A 19,991-nucleotide genomic window follows, 5' to 3' on the forward strand; every position below is an offset into this window, starting at 1 on the left:
TTGCACTGGAGTCATCATGCCTTCATCTCAAGATTTAAAAAAAATTGCAGCCTTGGCTTGCATCGACTTAAACACTGCAAGCGCCGCCTCACTTGCGAAGGATGTGGATGCTATCTTAAAGTTTGTAGAACAACTGCATCAGGTGAATACTGAAGGTATATCCCCATTGTTCCATCCTTTAAATTTAAAGCAACGTTTACGTTTAGATGAAGTTAATGAGCCAGATCGAAGCCAAGAATTGGCGAAAATAGCCCCTTTATTTACCGATAACTTATACCTAGTGCCGAAAGTCATTGAACCAGGAAAATAACGCATGCCTTTATCATCACTCCGTGCATTAAGCGAGTCTTTACACACAAGACGCATTTCCAGTAAAGAGCTAACAGAATATTATTTAAAGCGCATGCAAAAAATGCAGGAACTCAACGCCTTTATCAGTCTGGATGAGGAACATGCTTTTAAAGCAGCCACAGCAGCCGATCGCTTGCTTCAGCAAGGGAGAGCACATGCATTAACAGGCATCCCCATGGCGCATAAAGATATTTTTTGTACGCAAATCATGCCAACGACTTGCGGCTCTAGGATGCTTGCCAATTTCCATGCTCCATACAATGCAACTGTGGTTAACCGTATACAAGCACAGGGAGCAGTGCTGCTGGGCAAAACCAATATGGATGAATTTGCCATGGGCTCCACCAGTGAAACCAGTTATTTTGGACCAGTAAAAAACCCTTGGGATAAAACCTGCGTTGCAGGAGGATCTTCTGGCGGATCGGCAGCAGCTGTTGCAGCGGGTTTAGTACCGTATGCCACCGGTTCTGACACAGGCGGCTCAATCAGACAACCAGCCGCTTTTTGTGGTATCTCAGGGTTAAAACCCACGTATGGGCTTGTTTCACGTTTCGGTATGGTTGCTTTTGCCTCAAGTCTTGATCAGGCTGGGCCCATGGCTTATAGCGTCAGCGATATCGCCTTGATTTTACAAGTCATGGCAGGCTTTGATGAACAAGATTCAACTTCAGTCAAGCAAGCCATTCCGAATTATCTTAATCTTCTCGACACACCGCTTAAACCATTAAAAATTGGCTTACCTGCCTGTTTTTTTCAGTCCCAGGTAGATGCAGAAGTTCGGCAAGCTTTGCAAACTGCTATCAGCTTGCTCACTGAGGCCGGGCACGAGGTGATTGAACTTGACCTGCATTTGCAATCCTTATGGGTGCCCTGTTATTACGTCATTGCTTGTGCCGAAGCATCTTCCAATCTATCCCGATATGATGGCATACGGTTTGGCCATCAAGCTACCCAAGTAGAAACTCTCTTTGAGCTGATTACACGTTCGCGCGACGAGGGCTTTGGCCTTGAAGTAAAACGGCGTATTCTGACTGGAACCTACGTGCTCTCTTCAGGATATTTTGATGCCTATTATTTGCAAGCACAAAAAGTACGGCGCATGATTCAAGATGAATTACTGCAAACCCTGGAACACGTAGATGTTATTATTGGCCCGACAACACCTACTGCTGCATTTAAACTCGGTGAAAAAATAAGCGATCCCACTCAGCGTTATTTAGCGGATGTCTTCACAGTTGCCGCAAATCTTGCAGGGCTTCCCGCGCTCTCCATCCCAGTTGGATTCAGCCAAGGATTACCCATCGGCATGCAAATTATCGGCCCTCATTTTAGTGAAGCCCGATTATTGCATTTAGCCCATAACTATCAGCAATGCACCACTTGGCACCGGGCAAGGCCGACTACGGATGAGGACAGTTTATGAATTGGGAAACCGTCATAGGATTAGAAGTACATGTCCAGTTAAAAACAAAGTCAAAATTATTTTCCAATGCTTCGGTAAAATATGGCGCTGCGCCCAACTCACAAGCTAGTTTCATCGATGCCGGCCTGCCTGGCGTCTTGCCTGTATTGAATGAAGAAGCAGTGCGCATGGCCATTAAGTTTGGACTGGCTATTGCAGCGGAAATTAATGATTCATCCTATTTTGAACGCAAAAATTATTTTTATCCGGATTTGCCTAAAGGATATCAAATCAGCCAATTTCAACGCCCTATCATCAGTAACGGCCAGCTGGGGATTAAAACGCCCACCGGCTTAGCTAAATACGTCCACATTGTGCGTGCCCATTTGGAAGAAGATGCTGGAAAATCCTTACATGACATTCACCCGCATTATACCGGGATTGACTTAAATCGCGCCGGTACACCGCTATTGGAAATTGTCACGGCTCCCTGTCTTTTTTCGGCTGAGGAAGCAGTCGCTTATTTAAAAACGTTGCATCAACTCGTGCGTTTCCTGGGAATATGCGATGGCAATATGCAGGAAGGTTCTTTTCGCTGTGACGTAAATATTTCATTACGCCCGAGCGGTGAAAAAAACCTGGGGACAAGAACGGAATTAAAAAATCTCAATTCATTTCGATTTATTGAGAAAGCAATTCGCTATGAACAATGGAGACATCAGGATTTGCTGGAGACGGGACAGTGCATAAAGCAGGAAACCAGGTTATATTCTCCTACTACCGATACTACCCAGCCAATGCGGGAAAAAGAAAGCGAGCATGATTATCGTTATTTTCCAGATCCGGATTTACTGCCCATTCAAATCACTGAGGATGATTTGACCACAGTCAGAAAAAACATGCCGCCCTTGCCGCACGAGATTCGTTTGCAAATGCAGCAGGAGCAACAATTGTCCGACAGCGACATTGAGTTTTTATTATCCTCCCCCGCACTCTATAATTTTTTTTCTGAAGTCAAAAATCAAAGTAAATCCCCCATAAAATCCATTGTGAACTGGTTAAAAGGCCCCTATTCAGCCGCCTTGAATGATGCTGGATTGACTTTCGACAATCCCCCAGTACCGGCCGCCCAACTTGCCTTATTGCTGGATAAATTGCAGCAAGGCCTGTTATCAGCCCAAATTGCAAAAAACGTTTTCTCAAAACTAATCTCAGGTGCTAAAGACGTCGAAGCAATCATTGCTTTGGAAAACCAAGGCATGAATACCAATCAAGCAGCGCTTGCCGAATTAATTGAAACGATCGTTGACAATCATCCTCTGCAAGCTTGCGATTACCGGGCAGGAAAGGAAAAATTATTAGGCTTTTTTGTAGGCTTAGTTATGCGAGAAACGAAAGGCAAAGCCGATCCTGCACAGGTAAGTGATTTACTGAAAACTTATTTATCTAAAAGCAACTGATAAAGCCGCTTTCAGATAAACTGATAAGCATTGGCTTTATCTTCTTCTGCTTCAGCTGCTTGTGATTCCTGTTTTGCATTAAACATGCTGTGTTTAACCAACTCACATTCTTTGTGCTGATTCCTTAGCGCAATTAAATCAATTGTTTTAGTAAATGAAATGCGGATTGTATGAACTGAATTTGGGGCAGCAAGCAAGATTGTCTCCAATTCCAGGGTATCTTTCGTTTCAAATTTGTTATCCATTAAATCGATGTGCTGAATACCTTCCGGCAACGCAGCCATAACTTCTTGCATTTCTTCTGATGTTTTTTGGTAAAATTTATTATTGTTTAAGCTAAGCTCTTGAACCAAGGGCTTAAGCCCTTTTAATCCTGTGATGAGCTCCGGATTGTCCATATAACCCAATTCATTATCGGCAAGATAAACTTTTCTAATCTGCTCCCCGGAGTTGACCAGCGTATGATTGAGTTCTGTTCCCGAAAGTCTCGTCACCAAATCATTACTGCTCAAATCCAGTACATCATCCTGTGCGGGTATCAATTGAATTGTTGTAATAATTTCTTCAATGCTTAATTTATTTAATGCTAAGTGCATATTGACCTCTCTGCCTAGGCTGGAAAGGGATCATACTGCAAAATAAGATATAAAAACAGACAATATGATGAATTATTTTATTTTTTGAACAATTAATTTCTCAAAAAACCAGCGTAAAACACTAAAAAATTTCATCGCTTTTTAGCGCAAATAAAAAACAGTAAAGATAAAATTTGTCTATACTTATTACAAATCAGCCTTTATGAGTTGAGCCATGCCCCGTGAAGAAAACCTGCAGGAATCTCTTCAAAAAGATACAGTCAAACCCATTGAATATATTGGCGGAGTCATGGATGAAGAAACGCGCCCTCTTCTTAAAAGATACATTGAAAATTTAAATCCTGGTGAAGCGGCATTAGTGGTCTTTCGCCTGGAAAAAGGAGCTAACAGCAGCGTCTTACTTGAATCCAATATCCAGCAAATTTCTGGCCATGACTGGAATTATGTGTCCGGTGGGAACCAGGACGGTCCCATGCAAGAATTGGTAGACAATCTTTCTAAAAATGCAGAGGAAAATCGCGTAGCAAACAAGCTCTTTTCTCAAGGTAATGCCAAAATTAAAGCATTTGACAATCATGGGATTTGTTTTGGTCTGGTAACAAAAAACGCAAATGAGGAAATCACCAGTATCAAGGGCATTGTACATCAGCAGTTAAACATGGGTTTAAACGGTGATTTGGTTCTACACGAAAGCGATATCATCATGAATTCCTTAATTGATAATGGGATATTTCATGAACGTGGCAGACCCCGTCCCATTCATATCAAAACCTACGGAGCTGGCGGCTCTTCCCACAAAGATGTCGCACCGGGCACGATGACGACTACCGAAGGTGTTATTGATATCCGTACTCATGTGGATCCACTTTGCCTGATTGACTATCTGGAAAAATACTGCAAAACGCAACATGAGCGCACACGAATGGACACAACCAGTTTAAATAAAGAATTGGCTTACACAAAATTTTACAAATTGGCTGAAGAAATCAAAGCTCAGGCTCAAGATCCCAATTATACCGGCATTAATATGGTGCATGATGTAGCTAATCTTGCCAGATTAGCCGCAGATGCCACTGACCATAGCAGCGTTAAGGTTATGGAAAAAATGCGCCCCGAAGATAAGCGTTATTATGGGGAAATCACTTATGGTACGCCAAATTCCGGCATTTTTACTATTCATAGAATGAGCGATGATAAAGAAGGTCAGCCCTTTGAAGGAAACAGTGGTCAAAATCGGCTACAAAAAGAATTACAACTCTTCTTGCAGCAAATGAGCATTGGCTATAAAAAACATGCGGAAGAGCTGCATAAATTTATGGAAACCAATGATGTCTATTATGAAAATCAGCAAAAATTATCTGAAAAAATCAACCGCTTGTTAACTCACCCACTGAGTCAGGAAGTCCAAGTTTTAACTACAGAAGTACAGGAAGCCTACCAAAAATGTGCAGCTGAATTGAGCGAATGCTATGGAATGATGCAACACTTACTGAAAGTGTATGCACAAAGCCATCATGATGCGAGGATTCAACGTTACTGTCATGACAATATAAATGCTCTCAATACACAAATCCACCAGCTGCAAAGCCAAAGAAATGAGCTTTTGGAAACGCATATTAAAGATTTGGAAAACCATGATGAATTTAAGTTCAAAGCTCAGGCTTTATCCGGACACTTAAGGACTTTTTATACTGATTTAATTGATATTGAAAAAGAAATTGCCCGAAAAAACAAAAGTATCTATCAAAAAATAAATTATAAAGATGCCGACATTGCCCTACAGAACCACATTGTTTCAGATAAAAAAATGTATGAGGCATTCTTTAAAAAAGAAGCGTCTGATTATGAGTTCAGCATCACCGCCTCTGGAAATTTATTCTTTACAGAACATGATAAAAAAGCAGTTGGGCGATATGGTGCTAAAACAGTCGAAATGGAAAACCAGTTATTTTTACAAATTATTCACCATTCTATTGCCAATCACATCTATATAGCCGAAGAACACATCACAAAGATTGCAGCGGATCCTTTGGAAATTGACCCTTTTGTATCCAGGGAATTAAATGCATGGGCTAACGACCATACCATGACCGTTCAGGATTATGTTGATGCATTTATGTGGGCAAACAACGGTCAAAGTTTCGATGATTTTCCAGAAAGTGGACGTTGGACGACGGCTGAAAATTTATGTAAAGACGAACGCTATAGCAAGTTATTTTATAATTTTGGAGGGGAACAGAACCCCAAAGTCATCAACCCATTTTGGAAAGAAATCGGTACAGATTTAATTAAAGAAATTGCAGAAGGTAAAGCTTTTCTGGGAAAAGCTTTTGCACACATGGATTTTACTGGTGCGCTGAAAGAGCAAAAAGAGCAATTGCAACAACAAGCCAAAACGATTTTAAATGCACCCAATCATCCTGATATTGAAAAAGATGTCCGGCTGCTTTTTACTAATTTTTTAAATTTAATGGCACCCATGCACATGCCCACTCAGGGAGATGATGAGCCAAGATTTAAAGTGTATGCACGAACCATCCCTGTCCTTAACACGGGCTACGTTGAGGGAACAATTTCGGACTGGGACCAGCCAATTTACAAATCCACCAATACGGCAGTACTTGATCGGGAAGCCGCAAAATTTGTAACTGCATCCCAAGGTAAAAAAATTGGGGGCGGTGTAGCCATTGTCGCCGCAGAAGATGTCTCTCCATCTGAAACTATCTTCTCGGCTAATGTCGTTTTAGCAAAGATGTTGAAAGCACAAAAAAGTGGGAAAAATGCAGACATGTATGCGCTGGGCCGTGAATATTTGCACTCTTTAAATCATGATCCTCATTTAAACTTGGAACAAGATCCTGAATTAGCTCAACAAATCGCAAGAATCAGGACGATGGTCAAAGCTTATCAAATCAATCATGCATCCTCTCATGCCCATGGTTTTTTTGGCCGTACAGCGCCTCGATTCCCTGAAATTTTATCTTTGTACGATATTGATAAAAATTCGGCTAATTTAGGCCAGGAAGCCATTCCTGCATTAAGCCGGATTCATGAAGAAAAAGGTGCTGTCGTGGCTATTAAAACAACCGAAGAACTTTTGAAATGGGCGACACATAATAATATTACTGGTATGGAGGGCGTTGAGCGCATATCCATGGAATTGAAGGAGCATAAACCGCTTTTCAATAATCCAAATAAAAATTCCACCAATTAATCAAGCTTAGTAGCAAATAAAAAGCCAACTTAAGTTGGCTTTTTATTTTTGTATTTATTAGTGATAAGGCTTCACAATAACCGTAGTCCCGATATCCATAAAATTCTCATTTAACCATTTGGCAGCACTTGGTAAAACCCGAATGCATCCGTGGCTAGCATTGTAAGTGGGCACTTCATAGGCACCATGGATGGAATAACCGCCATTAAAGTGCATGCAATAGGGCATTTTAGCTCCACCATTCGTTTCAATAGGATAGATACTCGAAGTGCATTCTTCCCCTTTTTTCGAATAAACTTTAAACGTACCAGTCACTGTACGACAAGGCCGGCCTACATCCTCGCAGAAATCCTTCCCTCCTGATGCGCTACCTGTTCTAACCCGTTTGCCTTGCGCATCATATACTGCCCAAGCAGCAATCTTAGGATCGAATATAAATACTTTTCTGCCTGTAGCCTGGCGCTCTTCCGGGAAGTAATTGCTGCCGCGGCTATCCATGCTGTAATGCATTGTGTGATGCGCATTACCCGCGTCGTCAACTACAACGGTGGATGGATCAATAGGAGCACAAGCTACAGTTCCTAAACAGAAAGGCAAAATTATTAATTTATTTTTCATGTGTCAATCCTCCCTATTTTTCTATTTTATCGGGCAGACTGACAATTTATTTAGCATTTTTTAATAATTTTTTTAACTATCTGTTTTTTTTATAATCTTTTTGTCTTTAATCAGTAACTTGGCATCTTCCGGTGGAAGCATGGCCAAGACGGCTAAAAGGAGTTGTTCGTCGCTGCATTCAAAACATCCCCCACGCGGCGGCATGGCATTAATGCCTTCATTAGTATGATTTAACAAGGAGGCAATTCCTTGCTTTATACGCGGTTGCCAGTCATGAACATGGCCCATACGCGGGGCTCCCAGGGAAATCAGTGGCTTTTTTGCATGACAATTCGCACAGTAATGCTGCACTATTTGCTCCCCTTCGTCTTTAGCTCCAGCCACTTCTTTCAAAAAATCCTGAGGATGGTGGCTTGCGGCGCATACGGCAAACACTTGAAACAATAACCCCAGCATTAAACCCAATTTCAATTTTTGATACATTCTATTTTCCCATCGGACATCAAGGTGCAAGTTGAAATGAACACGACTTAACATTTATTCGTTAAAGATTATGATTATATAAAAAATATATGGTAAAATAACTACTTTTTGAACTTTAATTACCCATAAAGCCAATTTTATATTTGGAGTGATATTTACCGTGTCATCTGAATTTTATAACTTCTTAGAAGAAACCGATTCTCAGTACCGTCAGCAGCTGGTTAAATTACCATTGTTTGATATAACACACACTGCAACTTGGGAGGATTCTCAAAAAAAAGCTTTTGCAGCTGTGTTTTATCATATACGCGGACATTTTGTGAATTTTATGTGGTATGTAGCCAATTTTGCCGATGACCTGAGAATTAAAAAAATCATTTTTGAAAATATTCAGGAAGAATTGGGCATAGACAACAGAATTTCCCATGAAAAATTATACGTGCGATTTGCTGAGGTTTGCGGCGTTGATGTACAGCATGAAATAGCATATGAATCTAACTACCTGCCTTTTGCAAGAAAATTCAACCAGACTCATCTACAGTGGCTTACGGAACATAGCCTGCAAGAGCAGTTTGCAACTTTTGCCGCCTATGAAAAACTTGATAATACAGATTACCCATATTTAACTGCATTAGCTCAATCCCTGGCCATTCCTAACGATGCTCTGACTTTTTTCAAAGTCCATGAAAGGGTAAATCATTTTGATGTGACAACCGAAATATTAAAAGAAATTTGGATTGCTGATGCAGAAAAAGTTAAAAAAAGCTTCAATTTCATATATTCGCATCAATTAAACATGTGGCAGGAATTATCAAATATGCTCTGTTAATTATAAATATATACGCATTATTTACATATTGAACATAAATAAACGATATGTGATAATATTTGCGCAAATATAAGAGGTTTCTAAATGACCAACTCCATCCACTCTATAGTCCCCATCGTTGACAAAGGATTGAAGTATACCTTCTGGCGACCTTATCGTGGTGTGTTTGATGTTGCCTTTACGCTCATTTCCCCTGTGACTTACCCAGCTTTTTTTGCCGTAACTGCCCTAATAAACGGCATAGGCGCCCTTTTTTATTTGGCAAAGGCAGCTGTAGGTTTTATCGCATCCGGGTATTTATCCCTTGTTGAGCAATCCTGGGCAGCAGAACAATGCTATGAGTCGGCATTAAATTCCCTAAAAAAAGCACCGCCCCATATGGCACTTACACTAGCTTGTGCTGTAATAACCTTGTTGTCCCCGCTTATGACTGTGATCGGGGCAATAAGCCGAATTGGCGCAACAGTTGTAGAAGCTCAGGCTCCAGGAGAAGGTCGTACATTCGGTTGCTTATGAGTCATATTTCTGCCTGGCAACACAAATTACGTTTAAAATAACCAGACTTAATCAATCTTCGGGAACTTTAAAGTAAAATGTGCAAATTCATTGGATTTTCCCTGACAATAAATATCGCCGCCTGCGGCTTTCATCAGTAATTTGCAATAGGCTAAACCAACTCCAGTCCCACCCTTACGATCGGAATAAAATGAGTCAAATATTTTTGCAGCTTGCTTAGGATAGATACCTTTTGCAGTATCTTTAAAGTTTAAGTAATTGAAATCATCGTTTTTATCTCCTTGAGTCAGCCAAATCTCAACGTCGCCTTTTCCGGTTTCATCGATATAATCCATACTATTTTTTAATAAATTCCAGATAAGATTTTTAAATGCAACTTCTTCTATCCAGACGAGAAAATCACTTTGTAAATCGACTCGCAGCAATTTTCTTTGCTCTTTTCTGAAAGGGTATTCTTGCAAAGTTCTAACCATTAGATTGCTGATGGGTTGAATGGTGAAACGCGTCGTATCAAATTTTTCATGTTGAATGTTATTAAGTTGCATGCTGATCAATTGATTTCCCAATTCAATTCCGCGATTTATTTTACTCAAACTTCGCTTAAGATCTTTTTGAATAGCAGGGTTTTTTAATTTATTAATGATCATATCCTGCAACTCAGCCTGCAAATGAATACTGGCTAAGGAAGTACGTAAATCATGCGCCAGACTTCCAGCTAAAAGCCGCATCCCTGAAATCTTGTCGGCATGGCTAATTTCCCTGTCTCTGGCGAAAAGAGCGCCGATAATCACGGCTGCAGCGAAGGTCATGCTTAAACTGAATAAAGATATTTCCCCTGGAATATAAGATAACGTGTGCTCCCCTAAAAAATAACTCGTAAAAGCCAGGCCAAAACCTAGGAACATCAGGATAAGAGCATCCATGACGCGGGTAACTAATAAGAGCAAAAAGATTGCAGACACACAATTCATAAGCCAGATGGTTGAGCAATTGTGTAACAAGGTTAAATAAGAGAAAAAGAACGGCAAACAAAATAATAAAGTGACATACCACAGCAGAGGTAAACATTTTAGTAAGGAAGACGGCCAAAAACGGGTAGAAAAAAGCAAAGCGCATAAGCAAGTGGCAGTTACCCTGAGGATATATTCTTCTTTCAGGAGGATAGCCTCTACTCTCCATACCAAACCAAATACAGGAAAATTTATCAGCATCACGATGGCAAACAAATTAATCTGCTTGCTGGATTCAAGCGTTTGCTTGTTCATGTAGCTGAAAAGAATAGAGATATGGTTCCCAAGTCCCCGCATAATTTTTTCTTAAGCAATAATATAAACTTCAATAATATCATATTTATACACAATGTGAGCAATTACTACCAACGGGTTGTCCTGCGGTATACTAGACTAACTTGCGTGAATTTAGGAAAGATAAGCGTAATTTATCACTAAAAAGAGTAAGTAAAGCCCCACCAAGCACAATAACCACGCCCAGGATGTGGGCAGGCTTTAACGTTTCCCCCAATAAAACCACACCGCAAAGCACGACAAAAACCGGTTCAAGGACCGATAGAATGGACGCTTTTTCTGAACTGACATACCTTAAACTGTACAATAATAATAAAATGGGAAACGCCGTGGATAATATGCCAATGCCCAAAAGATTCAGCCAAACATCGCCTGCAACCGGTATGGAGAAACTCTGATTGAGTAAGCTTAGAAACAAGCAGCTTAGCATACACCCTAGGGAAACCATCAATGCGGATAAATTTGCAGAAATTATATTTTTTTTACTGAAAAAAATATAAAAGGCATAAAAAGCCGCCGAAATAACGGCAAGAATGATACCGATAAAATCAAGTTTCATTTCATGAAGGTCGACAAATAGCAACATACCCATAAAAATCAAAAACATTGCTACATAATAAGCTGGCGAAATTTTCTGTCCGTAAGCAAAAAAATTACATAAAATTACTATGCCAGGATAGGTAAAAAATATGACCATGGCCAAACCAGAGCCAATGTACGTGCAAGACCAAAAATAAAGAACCGTGGAAAAGCTATAAAAAGCAGCACCGTTTAGAAAAGCAAACCCAATGTCGCGCCATGAGTCTTGAATGCGTTTTAAAGAAGGCAATAAAATTAAAAAAATAACCACGCTTGAAATTAAAAATCGCCAAAATAACATGGTGCTGGCAGAAATTCCTGCCTGCATGACGCTTAAGCCAAAATAACCGAGAAACCCATATAAAAATCCGGATAAAATAGCGTAAATATTACCGCGGTGCTGCTGTATGGCCATGATGTTTTAACTTCTGGATGATTATAATTTTATGGCTTTATTCGTATTAGTTTCATCTACGTTAATACTTTAGCAAAAGCATACCTTGCAAAGCAATGTATGAGCAGGCACTCCGGCCTATGCGCCCTTTAAATTTCTGCATTGATCCGCTGTATTTCAAGCCAGGATAGTTACTGTGCCGGCTTACTTTCTAATCTGACCAACAGCATAATCTCTTAATTCACTATCAGCAGTTATGGATGATTATGGCTCTGATTTGCAAATAATATTTTTAAATCCTTATTTTTTGCAATATTTCCTGGGCATACTAGAATCTTTTAAAGGTAATTCATGCAAGATGAATCTTTACAAAAAATGGAGAAACTATGCAATCCTCACTCTGCAAACTAGTTATATTTTTCAGCTGGTTCATTTGGTTTTCCAATAGTTTTTCCGATACTCCTTCCAAAGATATTCCTATTCTTGGCAAAACTCTAACTCAAGCCAAACAACAACAAATGACGCCCAAGCAAGCCTTGCAGCGACTAAAAGAGGGAAATCAACGTTTTTTAACGAATACAACCATAGTTCGTGATTATCATGCGCAGGCAAAGCAGGCAGCTTATGGACAATATCCTTTTGCCGTGGTTCTTAATTGTATGGATTCGCGCAGTGTGCCCGAATTGTTTTTTGACCAAGGATTGGCTGATTTATTTACCCTAAGGGTTGCCGGGAATGTGCTTAATAATGATATTTTAGGAAGTGTTGAATTTGCCACCAAGGTAGTAGGCGCACGTCTTATTGTCGTTCTGGGGCATACTTCTTGTGGGGCGGTAGCAGGAGCTTGTCAGCAGGTCAAAATGGGGCACTTAACCGATGTTTTGAATAAAATTGCACCTACTGTTAAGCCAGTTATGGAAGTGACTGGGTTAAACAATTGTGATGATACAAAGCTGATCGATGAAATAGCTAAAGCCAATGCCCTGCAAGTAGTCCGAGATATGCAAGAAAAAAGTTTAATACTTAAAGAACTGGTTAAAAACAAGCAAGTAGGTATTATTGCAGGCTTACATGATATTAAAACGGGTCAAGTGTATTTTTTTGATGAAGAGCAATCCATACCCAATTAGCTATCCGCTTTTAATAACATGAGCAATTAAGAAAAACGGCATTAATCCCTTGCATAGTAGAATTGCGTTATAAATATTTAACCGGTGGAGATGAACCTTAAGCAAGCCCTCACCTCCACCAAAGCGTCTCTAGTGATTTTCCGGTTTAAACAGCAACCTGTTGGTAAAGGCAATGGTTAACGCAGAAACCAGTAAGGTTAGATGAATGATTACTTGCCACAAAACGGCTTCCGTGCTTTGTTTACTCGGATCGATAAACGTGCGCAAAAGATGAATGGATGAGATTCCAATTAAAGCCAATGCTAATTTTATTTTCATGGCCCCTGCATCCAAATGATCCAACCATTCAGGTTGATCTGGGTGTGCTTCCAAATTTAAGCGGGAAACGAACGTTTCATAACCGCCCAAAATCACCATAATAAGCAAGTTGGCAATCATAACCACATCAATTAAATCTAAAACTCCCAACATGATCTGCGTATTATCCGAAGAATTAACATGTTGCATGAGGTGCCAAAGCTCCATCAGGAAACGGTAGACATAAGCGGCCAAAATAAACAATAAACCTATGTATAAAGGCGCCTGCAGCCAACGGCCTGTAAAAATAACCCGGCTTATAATTTGCATGATGGCGTTTAATCTGGGATTTCTTTGGAAGTTAGCAGGCTCAAGTGGTTTGTTCATAATTATCCGTACTCATCAATCATATACTCTGGTGTAAGTAATATGGGCAAAATAGCAAAATTCAAGTCGTGCAAACAGCTCCACAGCAAAGGTTTTCTATTCTTATGTACAGATATCTTTTGATGTTTTACTTATCCGATTATCAATAAGGACTCTCTGCCTTTTTACTTTCCTTTTATTTTAGCAGTGCTCATTGTTGCAAGTTAACGTCTTAAAAGTTAAAGCTTTCTTCAATTCAGCAAAAACGCCTATAAAAACAAAAAGTAGATTAAGCATTAGAATTTGGAATATACCCAGTGGAACATACCCACCAAAAAAAGCCAAACTGCTAATAAAATCGCCGCCATGACAATACTATCCCAGGGCAAAAAACAGATTGCTGCTGCATTTAATGCAATTGCCAAACAAGGAATAAAAAAAGGTACACGGAAAACAGGAGTCCGGTGTTGTTGTTTTTTCTCCTTGAACTTGGTTTTTATTAACGCCGCGCTGCTGAAAGAAAAAACCGTGAGGACAATGGCACTGGTAGAACCGGCTAATCCTTTCAGTGTGCCGGTTAATCCCAAGCCGAATACAATGGGAAAAATGAATAAAATGGCAACGTACGGAGTATGATAACGCGGGTGCACCGTTTGCAAAAATGCAGGCAACAAACGGGCTTCGGCCATCCCGTAGAGTAGCCGTGAAGCCGTGATGTAATTTAATAACGTCGTATTGGTAACCGCAAAAATAGCGATCACTGAAAATATGAAAACAGGCATGGCAGGATAGGATTTGCTGACTACATCCACCAAGGGCGAATCGGACTGGCTCAGCTCAGCGCCAGGAACAATTGCAGTAGCCACGAAGCTTACTCCCAAATATAAAATGCCCGCGCTTCCAAGTGAATAAAGCATGGCACGCGGCAAATTTTTCTTAGGATCCTTTACTTCTTCTGCGATATTTGCCAAGTCTTCAAAGCCTGTGAATGCAAAGAAAGCTAAAGCAGCCCCCTGCAGCAATTCTTTTATTGAAGGGAAGCTGTCAACGACTACACGCTTATCCGGTTGGGAAGTCAGATACCAAAACCCGCAAATTAACACAATAAGTAAGCCACTGATTTCAATGAAGGTGCTGATAATGTTCGCTATAGAAGATTGCTGAATGCCGCGGATATTAATAAGAAATAAAATAGTTAAAAAAATAAAAATCCCAAGCCAAACAGGGATTGAAAAGCCAATTGCCCGAACATATCCCACGAATGCCTGCGATAAGGTGGACATGGATAAAATGGTTGCAGTAAACAACAATAACCCGACCAACAGGGACAACCACTTATGCGCAAAAGCTTCCTGCACATAAACGGAAACCCCGCCGCTTCTCGGAAAACGACTGACGAGTTCACCATAACTCAGGGCGGTGAATAGGACAATAGCCATCGCTACAGCAAAAGAAAGCCAAGTTAGTGCCCCGGCATGCCCGGCAACTTTTCCTACCAAAGCATAAATGCCAGCGCCAAGGATATCCCCCACTCCGTAAATAACCACTGCACCCAAGCCCAGTGCACGTATAAGTTTACCTTTCGCTTTTGTACTTGGAGTTATGTCCAATATTAAGTTGTTTGTTTGGGAAGAAAAAACCAGTTTAACACAAGTGAATGATAAGAATAGCTAGCCCACAACAAGCCGGACTGCTTCACAAAGAAGCCGTCTGATTTTCGGGCACTCCAGGCATAAATTTCATACTATGTATAAAATTTGTCATTAAAGTCGCGGCCAACTATAATTCCTTTACCTCAATGGTCTTAAATTATCATGGCTCAAAAAACAGGTTTGGCTAATTTACCCTTGCATTATGGCCGAGTGCCTTCATGGCTTGCCGAACGCATGACCAAATTGGGGACGATCATAAGCCGAGCCATAATCTATCATTACGGACGCGACGAATTTCTTCGGCGTTTAGCCAACCCTTTTTGGTTTCAATCCTTCGGTGCAGTAATGGGTATGGACTGGCATTCATCGGGCATCACCACCAGTGTTATCGGCGCCCTTAAACGCGGCTTGACCCCGCTATCGCGAGAACTTGGCATTCACGTGTGTGGGGGCAGAGGGAAATATTCGCGCCAAACCCCGCAGGAACTCGTCGCAATAGGATGCAAAACTGGCTTTGACGGCGCGCAACTTGCACAATACAGTCGCCTTGTGGCTAAAGTTGATAGCGCGGCTGTGCAGGACGGATTTGCTCTTTACTTGCACGGCTTTATTGTTACCGATGAGGGAAAATGGACCGTCATCCAGCAAGGCATGAATGCTGCCAACCAACAAGCACGGCGATATCATTGGTTATCCGAGGGGCTGCAAAGTTTCGTTGATGCACCACATGCTGCCATCGAAGGACATCATCAAGGCAATATTATCAACCTTACGGATCAACGCGCCCAACTGTCAAGAACCGCGCAAATTGAGCTGTTGAAAACCTTTTCTCCTGAACGCATTCTTGCAGAAATAGCGCAAGGTGGACAACCTCACTCCAAGCCAATAACCGTAACAACAGAACAGCTCTCCTTCCCTTGCCTTGCTATGCCAAAGCATCATGAGGTCAGAGCTGAGGATATTTCCTTGCGGCGTTTGCATGGCAACATCGCCGCTGCTATTGATCGTGGCCCGCAAGATTTCTCAGAATTGCTTTTAACGCCTAAAGTAGGTGCGAGGACTGTTCTCGCCCTAGCCATGGTGGCTGAAATCATGCATGGTGCCCCATACAGATTTTCCGATCCTGCTCGCTTTTCGATAGCCCATGGGGGCAAAGACCGCCACCCTTTCCCGGTGCCTACCAAAGTCTATGATGAAACCATCCGCGTCTTAAAGGCAGCGCTTGAAACAGCAAAGCTTGATCAAAGCGAAAAATTAGATGCCATTAAGCGGCTGGATAAACAAGCACGCGCGCTAGAACGTCACATTATTAGCGGCCCCAGCGTGGATGAAATTCTTGCTCATGAAAAAGACGTTTCATCTCAATACGGCGGCAGGAGCATCTTTGGGTTTGAATAATAAAAGTAAATTATGGAGTGTCACAAAATTTGCAGCTCAGTACCCTAGGGATTGGGGGGTCCATCAAAATTATAAATTAACCCAAATCCCACTTGGGCCGTATTCGGGGAAATTTTAGTGGTTTTTGCGACCATGCCAAATGGTTCAAATACGCTGCTTTTAAGACTTGTGTAATTAATTTGACTGTAATCAAGCATGAATGCCAGTTTTGCCGTCAATGCATGCCGAAGGCCCAGTCCATATCTAAACCCATTACGGTTTTTAGCCTGGCTATGTATTGTAGGATCCGCTTCCACAATTTTTATCCGCCCATTGGCATACCCTAAACGTCCATACAGCACGGTATTGGATGCGAGCATGTATCCAGGAAGTATGCTGACGCTTTCGCTACTTTTAACCTTAAAATAGGTTTTAGAAACAGTTTGATGAATGTATTCCTTATTGATTAAATCATATTGAACCGAGCTAAGATTAGCATTCACCTCCCCTGCCACATAGAAATGATTAATAATTAAGCTGTATCCACCAAACACTGAAGCAAACATACCTGTTCCAGCGAAATGATTTGTGTCGATTACGTCAAAGGTGCCAAGCCTGGTGACATGGGAGCGTTGTTTAAAGCTAGCTCCTTCGGGCCCCATGCTCGCCCCTGCATAGAAACCGGCAAAACAGGGCGTGGTGCTCAGAAAAAAAATGGCAGCGGGGCTTATTTTCCCTAACATGGCATATCCTTAAAACCAGGTTTTTGATTAGAACCCAAAATAAATCCGTGCACGAGCTCCTGAGTGGCCATCATCGTTGCAAGTATGGTTCGTAAGCCAATCACGCAGCACTATCAGGCAAAGGCTGGGGCTTCCACTGCTTGCAGACAAGACAAGACCAATTGCAACTTCGTGCGTCCCCCGTATTCGTTAATATCCAGCTTATAAGCCGCATGGATTTTTCGCGCACGATGATTTGGCCAGGTATTTAAATCTACATTGAAGGCAATGGCATCCAGTGGCTCATTGCCTTGTTCGTGCACCAGCGTTAATTTTAAATGATGCTGCCCGACTAAACGTTGTTCCAAGATTTCAAACACATTATCAAACACAGGTTCTGGAAATTGCTGTCCCCACGGCCCTGCTTCTTGTAACATGCAAGCCAGTTTGAGGCTTAAATCCTGCACCTCCAATGGGCCATCGCTTAATATTTCCCCATAGCAATGGGATAAATCAATATGCTTGCTGACTTCTTTAAGTACTGCTTGCTCAAATTTGGAAAAATTATTTGGATTTATGCTTAAACCCGCAGCCATGGCATGGCCGCCAAATTTAATAATAAGATCCGGGTAATCTTTATCCACAGCGGCTAATACGTCGCGTATATTCAAGCCGGGGATAGAGCGCGCGGAGCCTTTCATTTCTTGTTCACTAACGGCTGCAAAAGCAATAGCCGGCCTGTGGTAGCGTTCTTTCAAGCGGCCGGCTAAGATACCTATAACGCCCTGGTGCCAGGTTGGGTCAAACAAACATAAAGCAACGGGGAGTTGCCTTTCATTTCCCGTTACTTGTCCTGACAATTTATCCAAAGCAGCCAGGGCTTGATCTTTCATTTCAGCTTCAATTTTCCGACGCTCGACATTCAATTCGTCAAGATGCAAAGCCAACATGCGAGCTTTTTCAAAATCTTCACATAACAGGCATTCTATTCCCAACGACATGTCATCCAATCTGCCAGCCGCATTCAAGCGGGGAGCAATGGCAAAACCCAAGTCATTTTCACGCAACTGCCGGCACTTTCTTCCAGAAATTTCAATTAACGCTTGCATACCAGGACGGCATAATCCCTGCCGGATGCGCATGAGCCCTTGATTTACCATGATCCGGTTATTTTGATCAAGCGCGACCACATCGGCTACAGTCCCTAAGGCGACCAAATCTAAGAATTGCGCCATATTGGGCTCAGGCAATCCCATGGAGCCAAACCAATTGCTATTACTCAATTGACGCCGAAGTGCTAGCATTACATAAAAAATTACACCAACTCCTGCAATGGTTTTGCTGGGGAATCGATCACCGGCCTGATTAGGATTTACAATAGCGCATGCTTCTGGAAGCGACTCAGCCGGCAAATGATGATCGGTGATGAGCACATTTATACCAGCTGCATTCGCTGCTGCGACGCCATCGATGCTGGCAATACCATTATCTACTGTGATAATTAAGTCTGGGTGCCATTTTTTAGCTACCTCAACAATGGCAGCTGTTAAACCATAGCCAAATTCAAAACGATTGGGAACCAAAAAGTCGACATGTTGCGCCCCCATGGAACGTAGTGCGGATACTGCTAGTGCGCTTGAAGTTGCGCCATCAGCATCAAAATCTCCTATAATTAATATCCGCTGCTGCTGGCGCAAAGCTTGCTCTAAACGTGTCGCAGCCTTATCAATGTCTGTTAAAGTATGGAATGGCAACAATGCGTTTAAACGTTTATCCAAATGCTCCTCATTCATAATGCCGCGGGCAGCATAAACCCGTTGCAGAACAGGGTGGATGTTAACCAAAGATGAAGCATAAGAAGGCAATACGCGGCGCTTAATAAGCATGATTAACTCCACAAACGCGACCACCAGGATTTCGCTTGGGTGGTGTATGCAAGATTATTCCAATACCAATGGACAGTATCCTTTCTTAATTGCGATTGCAATTGTAAAAGTAGATTAGAATCAATGGTATCCAGTAATAGCAAATCATTTTTTCCAAACAGTTGAGAAGATTGATAAGGGGTTGCCTGCGTTGATAAATGCTTGGCTAAATTGCAAGTGAATTCACTGTTGTAATGAATAAAACGAGTTTGGGGGGCATCGAGCATGCCCCCGCCCCAAATCCATAATCCATTTACAGCTGGTCCAGGGTTTTTCTGGTGCAAAGGATGAGCACTGAAAAACATTTGGCTTTCCGTAATAAAACGTTGCCAAAAAAAACTTGCATCCAGATTGCGTAATTGCGGCATTAACGATTGATGCAATAACTGCTGCACGGGCTTAGCTTGTATCGAAGGCTTTCCTGGGGCTTGCAGCAGCCACGTAAATCGATCGCAGTAATAAACCGTCATGCCTTCTGGCGCAACAAAATCGCCTAAAACTGCAAACCATTGCTGTGATTCTGCCTCGGAAAGCTGCATCTCACGGCCGCTTGCCAGAATCATGGCGTCATTGTGGCTAGCTTGCCAATGCACCGGAGAAACCATAAGCCATTCTCCCGCAAGGCCATAAAGTCTTCTTAAAAGATCAGCAATGGGTGGAGAACTTTCTGGATAGCCCAGGCAAGTCAGCACGTGATGATAGAAATTTCCCCGACAGACAAGTTCTAAGCTTTCTCTTGGGATATCTTGAATTTCTGCATTGATCACGACATCCAT

Annotated in this window: 18 protein-coding genes; 8 read left to right on the forward strand and 10 right to left on the reverse strand. The window is 41.7% G+C overall.

Features of this window, described 5'->3' with window-relative positions; genetic code table 11:
• The first annotated feature begins 16 nt into the window (after positions 1-16).
• The 3 genes from gatC to gatB are packed head-to-tail and all read left to right on the forward strand — an operon-like array spanning position 17 to position 3,213.
• The gene (gene gatC / locus NKV53_RS03700) at positions 17-310 is read left to right on the forward strand and encodes an Asp-tRNA(Asn)/Glu-tRNA(Gln) amidotransferase subunit GatC (protein WP_256478742.1); all 294 of its coding nucleotides are present in this window, start codon (positions 17-19) and stop codon (positions 308-310) included.
• Between the two features lie 3 nt (positions 311-313).
• Positions 314-1,774, forward strand: coding sequence for an Asp-tRNA(Asn)/Glu-tRNA(Gln) amidotransferase subunit GatA (gatA, locus tag NKV53_RS03705; protein WP_126953552.1), 1,461 nt, complete (start codon positions 314-316; stop codon positions 1,772-1,774).
• Positions 1,771-3,213, forward strand: a complete 1,443-nt coding sequence (gene gatB / locus NKV53_RS03710; RefSeq protein ID WP_127111106.1) for an Asp-tRNA(Asn)/Glu-tRNA(Gln) amidotransferase subunit GatB — start codon at positions 1,771-1,773, stop codon at positions 3,211-3,213. The genes gatA and gatB overlap by 4 nt, the downstream gene beginning before the upstream one ends.
• An 11-nt stretch (positions 3,214-3,224) precedes the next feature.
• On the opposite strand, the gene NKV53_RS03715 is transcribed toward gatB, so the two are convergent.
• The gene (locus NKV53_RS03715) at positions 3,225-3,809 is read right to left on the reverse strand and encodes a hypothetical protein (protein ID WP_126953550.1); all 585 of its coding nucleotides are present in this window, start codon (positions 3,807-3,809) and stop codon (positions 3,225-3,227) included.
• Positions 3,810-4,023: 214 nt separating this feature from the next.
• Here NKV53_RS03715 and NKV53_RS03720 point away from each other — a divergent pair, with 214 nt between their 5' ends.
• Positions 4,024-7,023, forward strand: coding sequence for a hypothetical protein (locus tag NKV53_RS03720; RefSeq protein ID WP_127111105.1), 3,000 nt, complete (start codon positions 4,024-4,026; stop codon positions 7,021-7,023).
• 57 nt (positions 7,024-7,080) lie between these two features.
• Here NKV53_RS03720 and NKV53_RS03725 read toward each other — a convergent pair whose 3' ends face one another.
• Together NKV53_RS03725 and NKV53_RS03730 are read right to left on the reverse strand one after the other, a co-directional pair.
• Positions 7,081-7,641, reverse strand: a complete 561-nt coding sequence (locus NKV53_RS03725) for a L,D-transpeptidase (protein ID WP_126953548.1) — start codon at positions 7,639-7,641, stop codon at positions 7,081-7,083.
• A 72-nt stretch (positions 7,642-7,713) separates the two neighbouring features.
• Positions 7,714-8,124 (reverse strand): cytochrome c5 family protein, encoded by a 411-nt coding sequence (locus NKV53_RS03730; RefSeq protein WP_126953547.1) that lies wholly within the window; start codon positions 8,122-8,124, stop codon positions 7,714-7,716.
• A 160-nt stretch (positions 8,125-8,284) separates the two neighbouring features.
• Between NKV53_RS03730 and NKV53_RS03735 the strand changes: the two genes are divergently transcribed.
• Together NKV53_RS03735 and NKV53_RS03740 are read left to right on the forward strand one after the other, a co-directional pair.
• A complete protein-coding gene (locus NKV53_RS03735; protein WP_233579642.1) occupies positions 8,285-8,953 on the forward strand; it encodes an iron-containing redox enzyme family protein in 669 nt (222 codons plus the stop codon).
• Positions 8,954-9,037: 84 nt separating this feature from the next.
• Positions 9,038-9,469 carry a hypothetical protein gene (locus NKV53_RS03740; protein WP_126953545.1) on the forward strand — a complete coding sequence of 144 codons (432 nt, stop codon included), beginning with the start codon at positions 9,038-9,040 and terminating at the stop codon, positions 9,467-9,469.
• A gap of 47 nt (positions 9,470-9,516) precedes the next feature.
• Here the strand turns inward: NKV53_RS03740 and NKV53_RS03745 are convergent, their stop codons facing one another.
• Both NKV53_RS03745 and NKV53_RS03750 read right to left on the reverse strand, forming a co-directional pair.
• A complete protein-coding gene (locus NKV53_RS03745; protein ID WP_126953544.1) occupies positions 9,517-10,776 on the reverse strand; it encodes a HAMP domain-containing sensor histidine kinase in 1,260 nt (419 codons plus the stop codon).
• Positions 10,777-10,867: 91 nt separating this feature from the next.
• Complete coding sequence (locus NKV53_RS03750; protein WP_126953543.1) at positions 10,868-11,767, reverse strand: DMT family transporter; 900 nt, start codon at positions 11,765-11,767, stop codon at positions 10,868-10,870.
• A 365-nt stretch (positions 11,768-12,132) separates the two neighbouring features.
• Here NKV53_RS03750 and NKV53_RS03755 point away from each other — a divergent pair, with 365 nt between their 5' ends.
• Positions 12,133-12,876, forward strand: coding sequence for a carbonic anhydrase (locus NKV53_RS03755; protein WP_126953542.1), 744 nt, complete (start codon positions 12,133-12,135; stop codon positions 12,874-12,876).
• A 129-nt stretch (positions 12,877-13,005) separates the two neighbouring features.
• On the opposite strand, the gene NKV53_RS03760 is transcribed toward NKV53_RS03755, so the two are convergent.
• Together NKV53_RS03760 and NKV53_RS03765 are read right to left on the reverse strand one after the other, a co-directional pair.
• Positions 13,006-13,503 (reverse strand): TIGR00645 family protein, encoded by a 498-nt coding sequence (locus tag NKV53_RS03760; protein ID WP_126953573.1) that lies wholly within the window; start codon positions 13,501-13,503, stop codon positions 13,006-13,008.
• Between the two features lie 332 nt (positions 13,504-13,835).
• Positions 13,836-15,149, reverse strand: coding sequence for an APC family permease (locus tag NKV53_RS03765; protein WP_158616414.1), 1,314 nt, complete (start codon positions 15,147-15,149; stop codon positions 13,836-13,838).
• Positions 15,150-15,353: 204 nt separating this feature from the next.
• Between NKV53_RS03765 and NKV53_RS03770 the strand changes: the two genes are divergently transcribed.
• Positions 15,354-16,589, forward strand: coding sequence for a DUF763 domain-containing protein (locus tag NKV53_RS03770; protein WP_253350705.1), 1,236 nt, complete (start codon positions 15,354-15,356; stop codon positions 16,587-16,589).
• A gap of 44 nt (positions 16,590-16,633) precedes the next feature.
• On the opposite strand, the gene NKV53_RS03775 is transcribed toward NKV53_RS03770, so the two are convergent.
• From NKV53_RS03775 to NKV53_RS03785, 3 genes are all read right to left on the reverse strand, one after another.
• Positions 16,634-17,311 (reverse strand): outer membrane protein, encoded by a 678-nt coding sequence (locus NKV53_RS03775; protein ID WP_127032561.1) that lies wholly within the window; start codon positions 17,309-17,311, stop codon positions 16,634-16,636.
• A 113-nt stretch (positions 17,312-17,424) separates the two neighbouring features.
• Positions 17,425-19,176, reverse strand: a complete 1,752-nt coding sequence (gene recJ, locus NKV53_RS03780; protein WP_126953538.1) for a single-stranded-DNA-specific exonuclease RecJ — start codon at positions 19,174-19,176, stop codon at positions 17,425-17,427.
• Positions 19,177-19,178: 2 nt separating this feature from the next.
• Positions 19,179-19,991 (reverse strand): hypothetical protein, encoded by an 813-nt coding sequence (locus NKV53_RS03785; RefSeq protein WP_126953537.1) that lies wholly within the window; start codon positions 19,989-19,991, stop codon positions 19,179-19,181.

The sequence above is a fragment of the Legionella sp. 27cVA30 genome (assembly GCF_024160945.1).
Lineage (GTDB): Bacteria > Pseudomonadota > Gammaproteobacteria > Legionellales > Legionellaceae > Legionella_A > Legionella_A septentrionalis.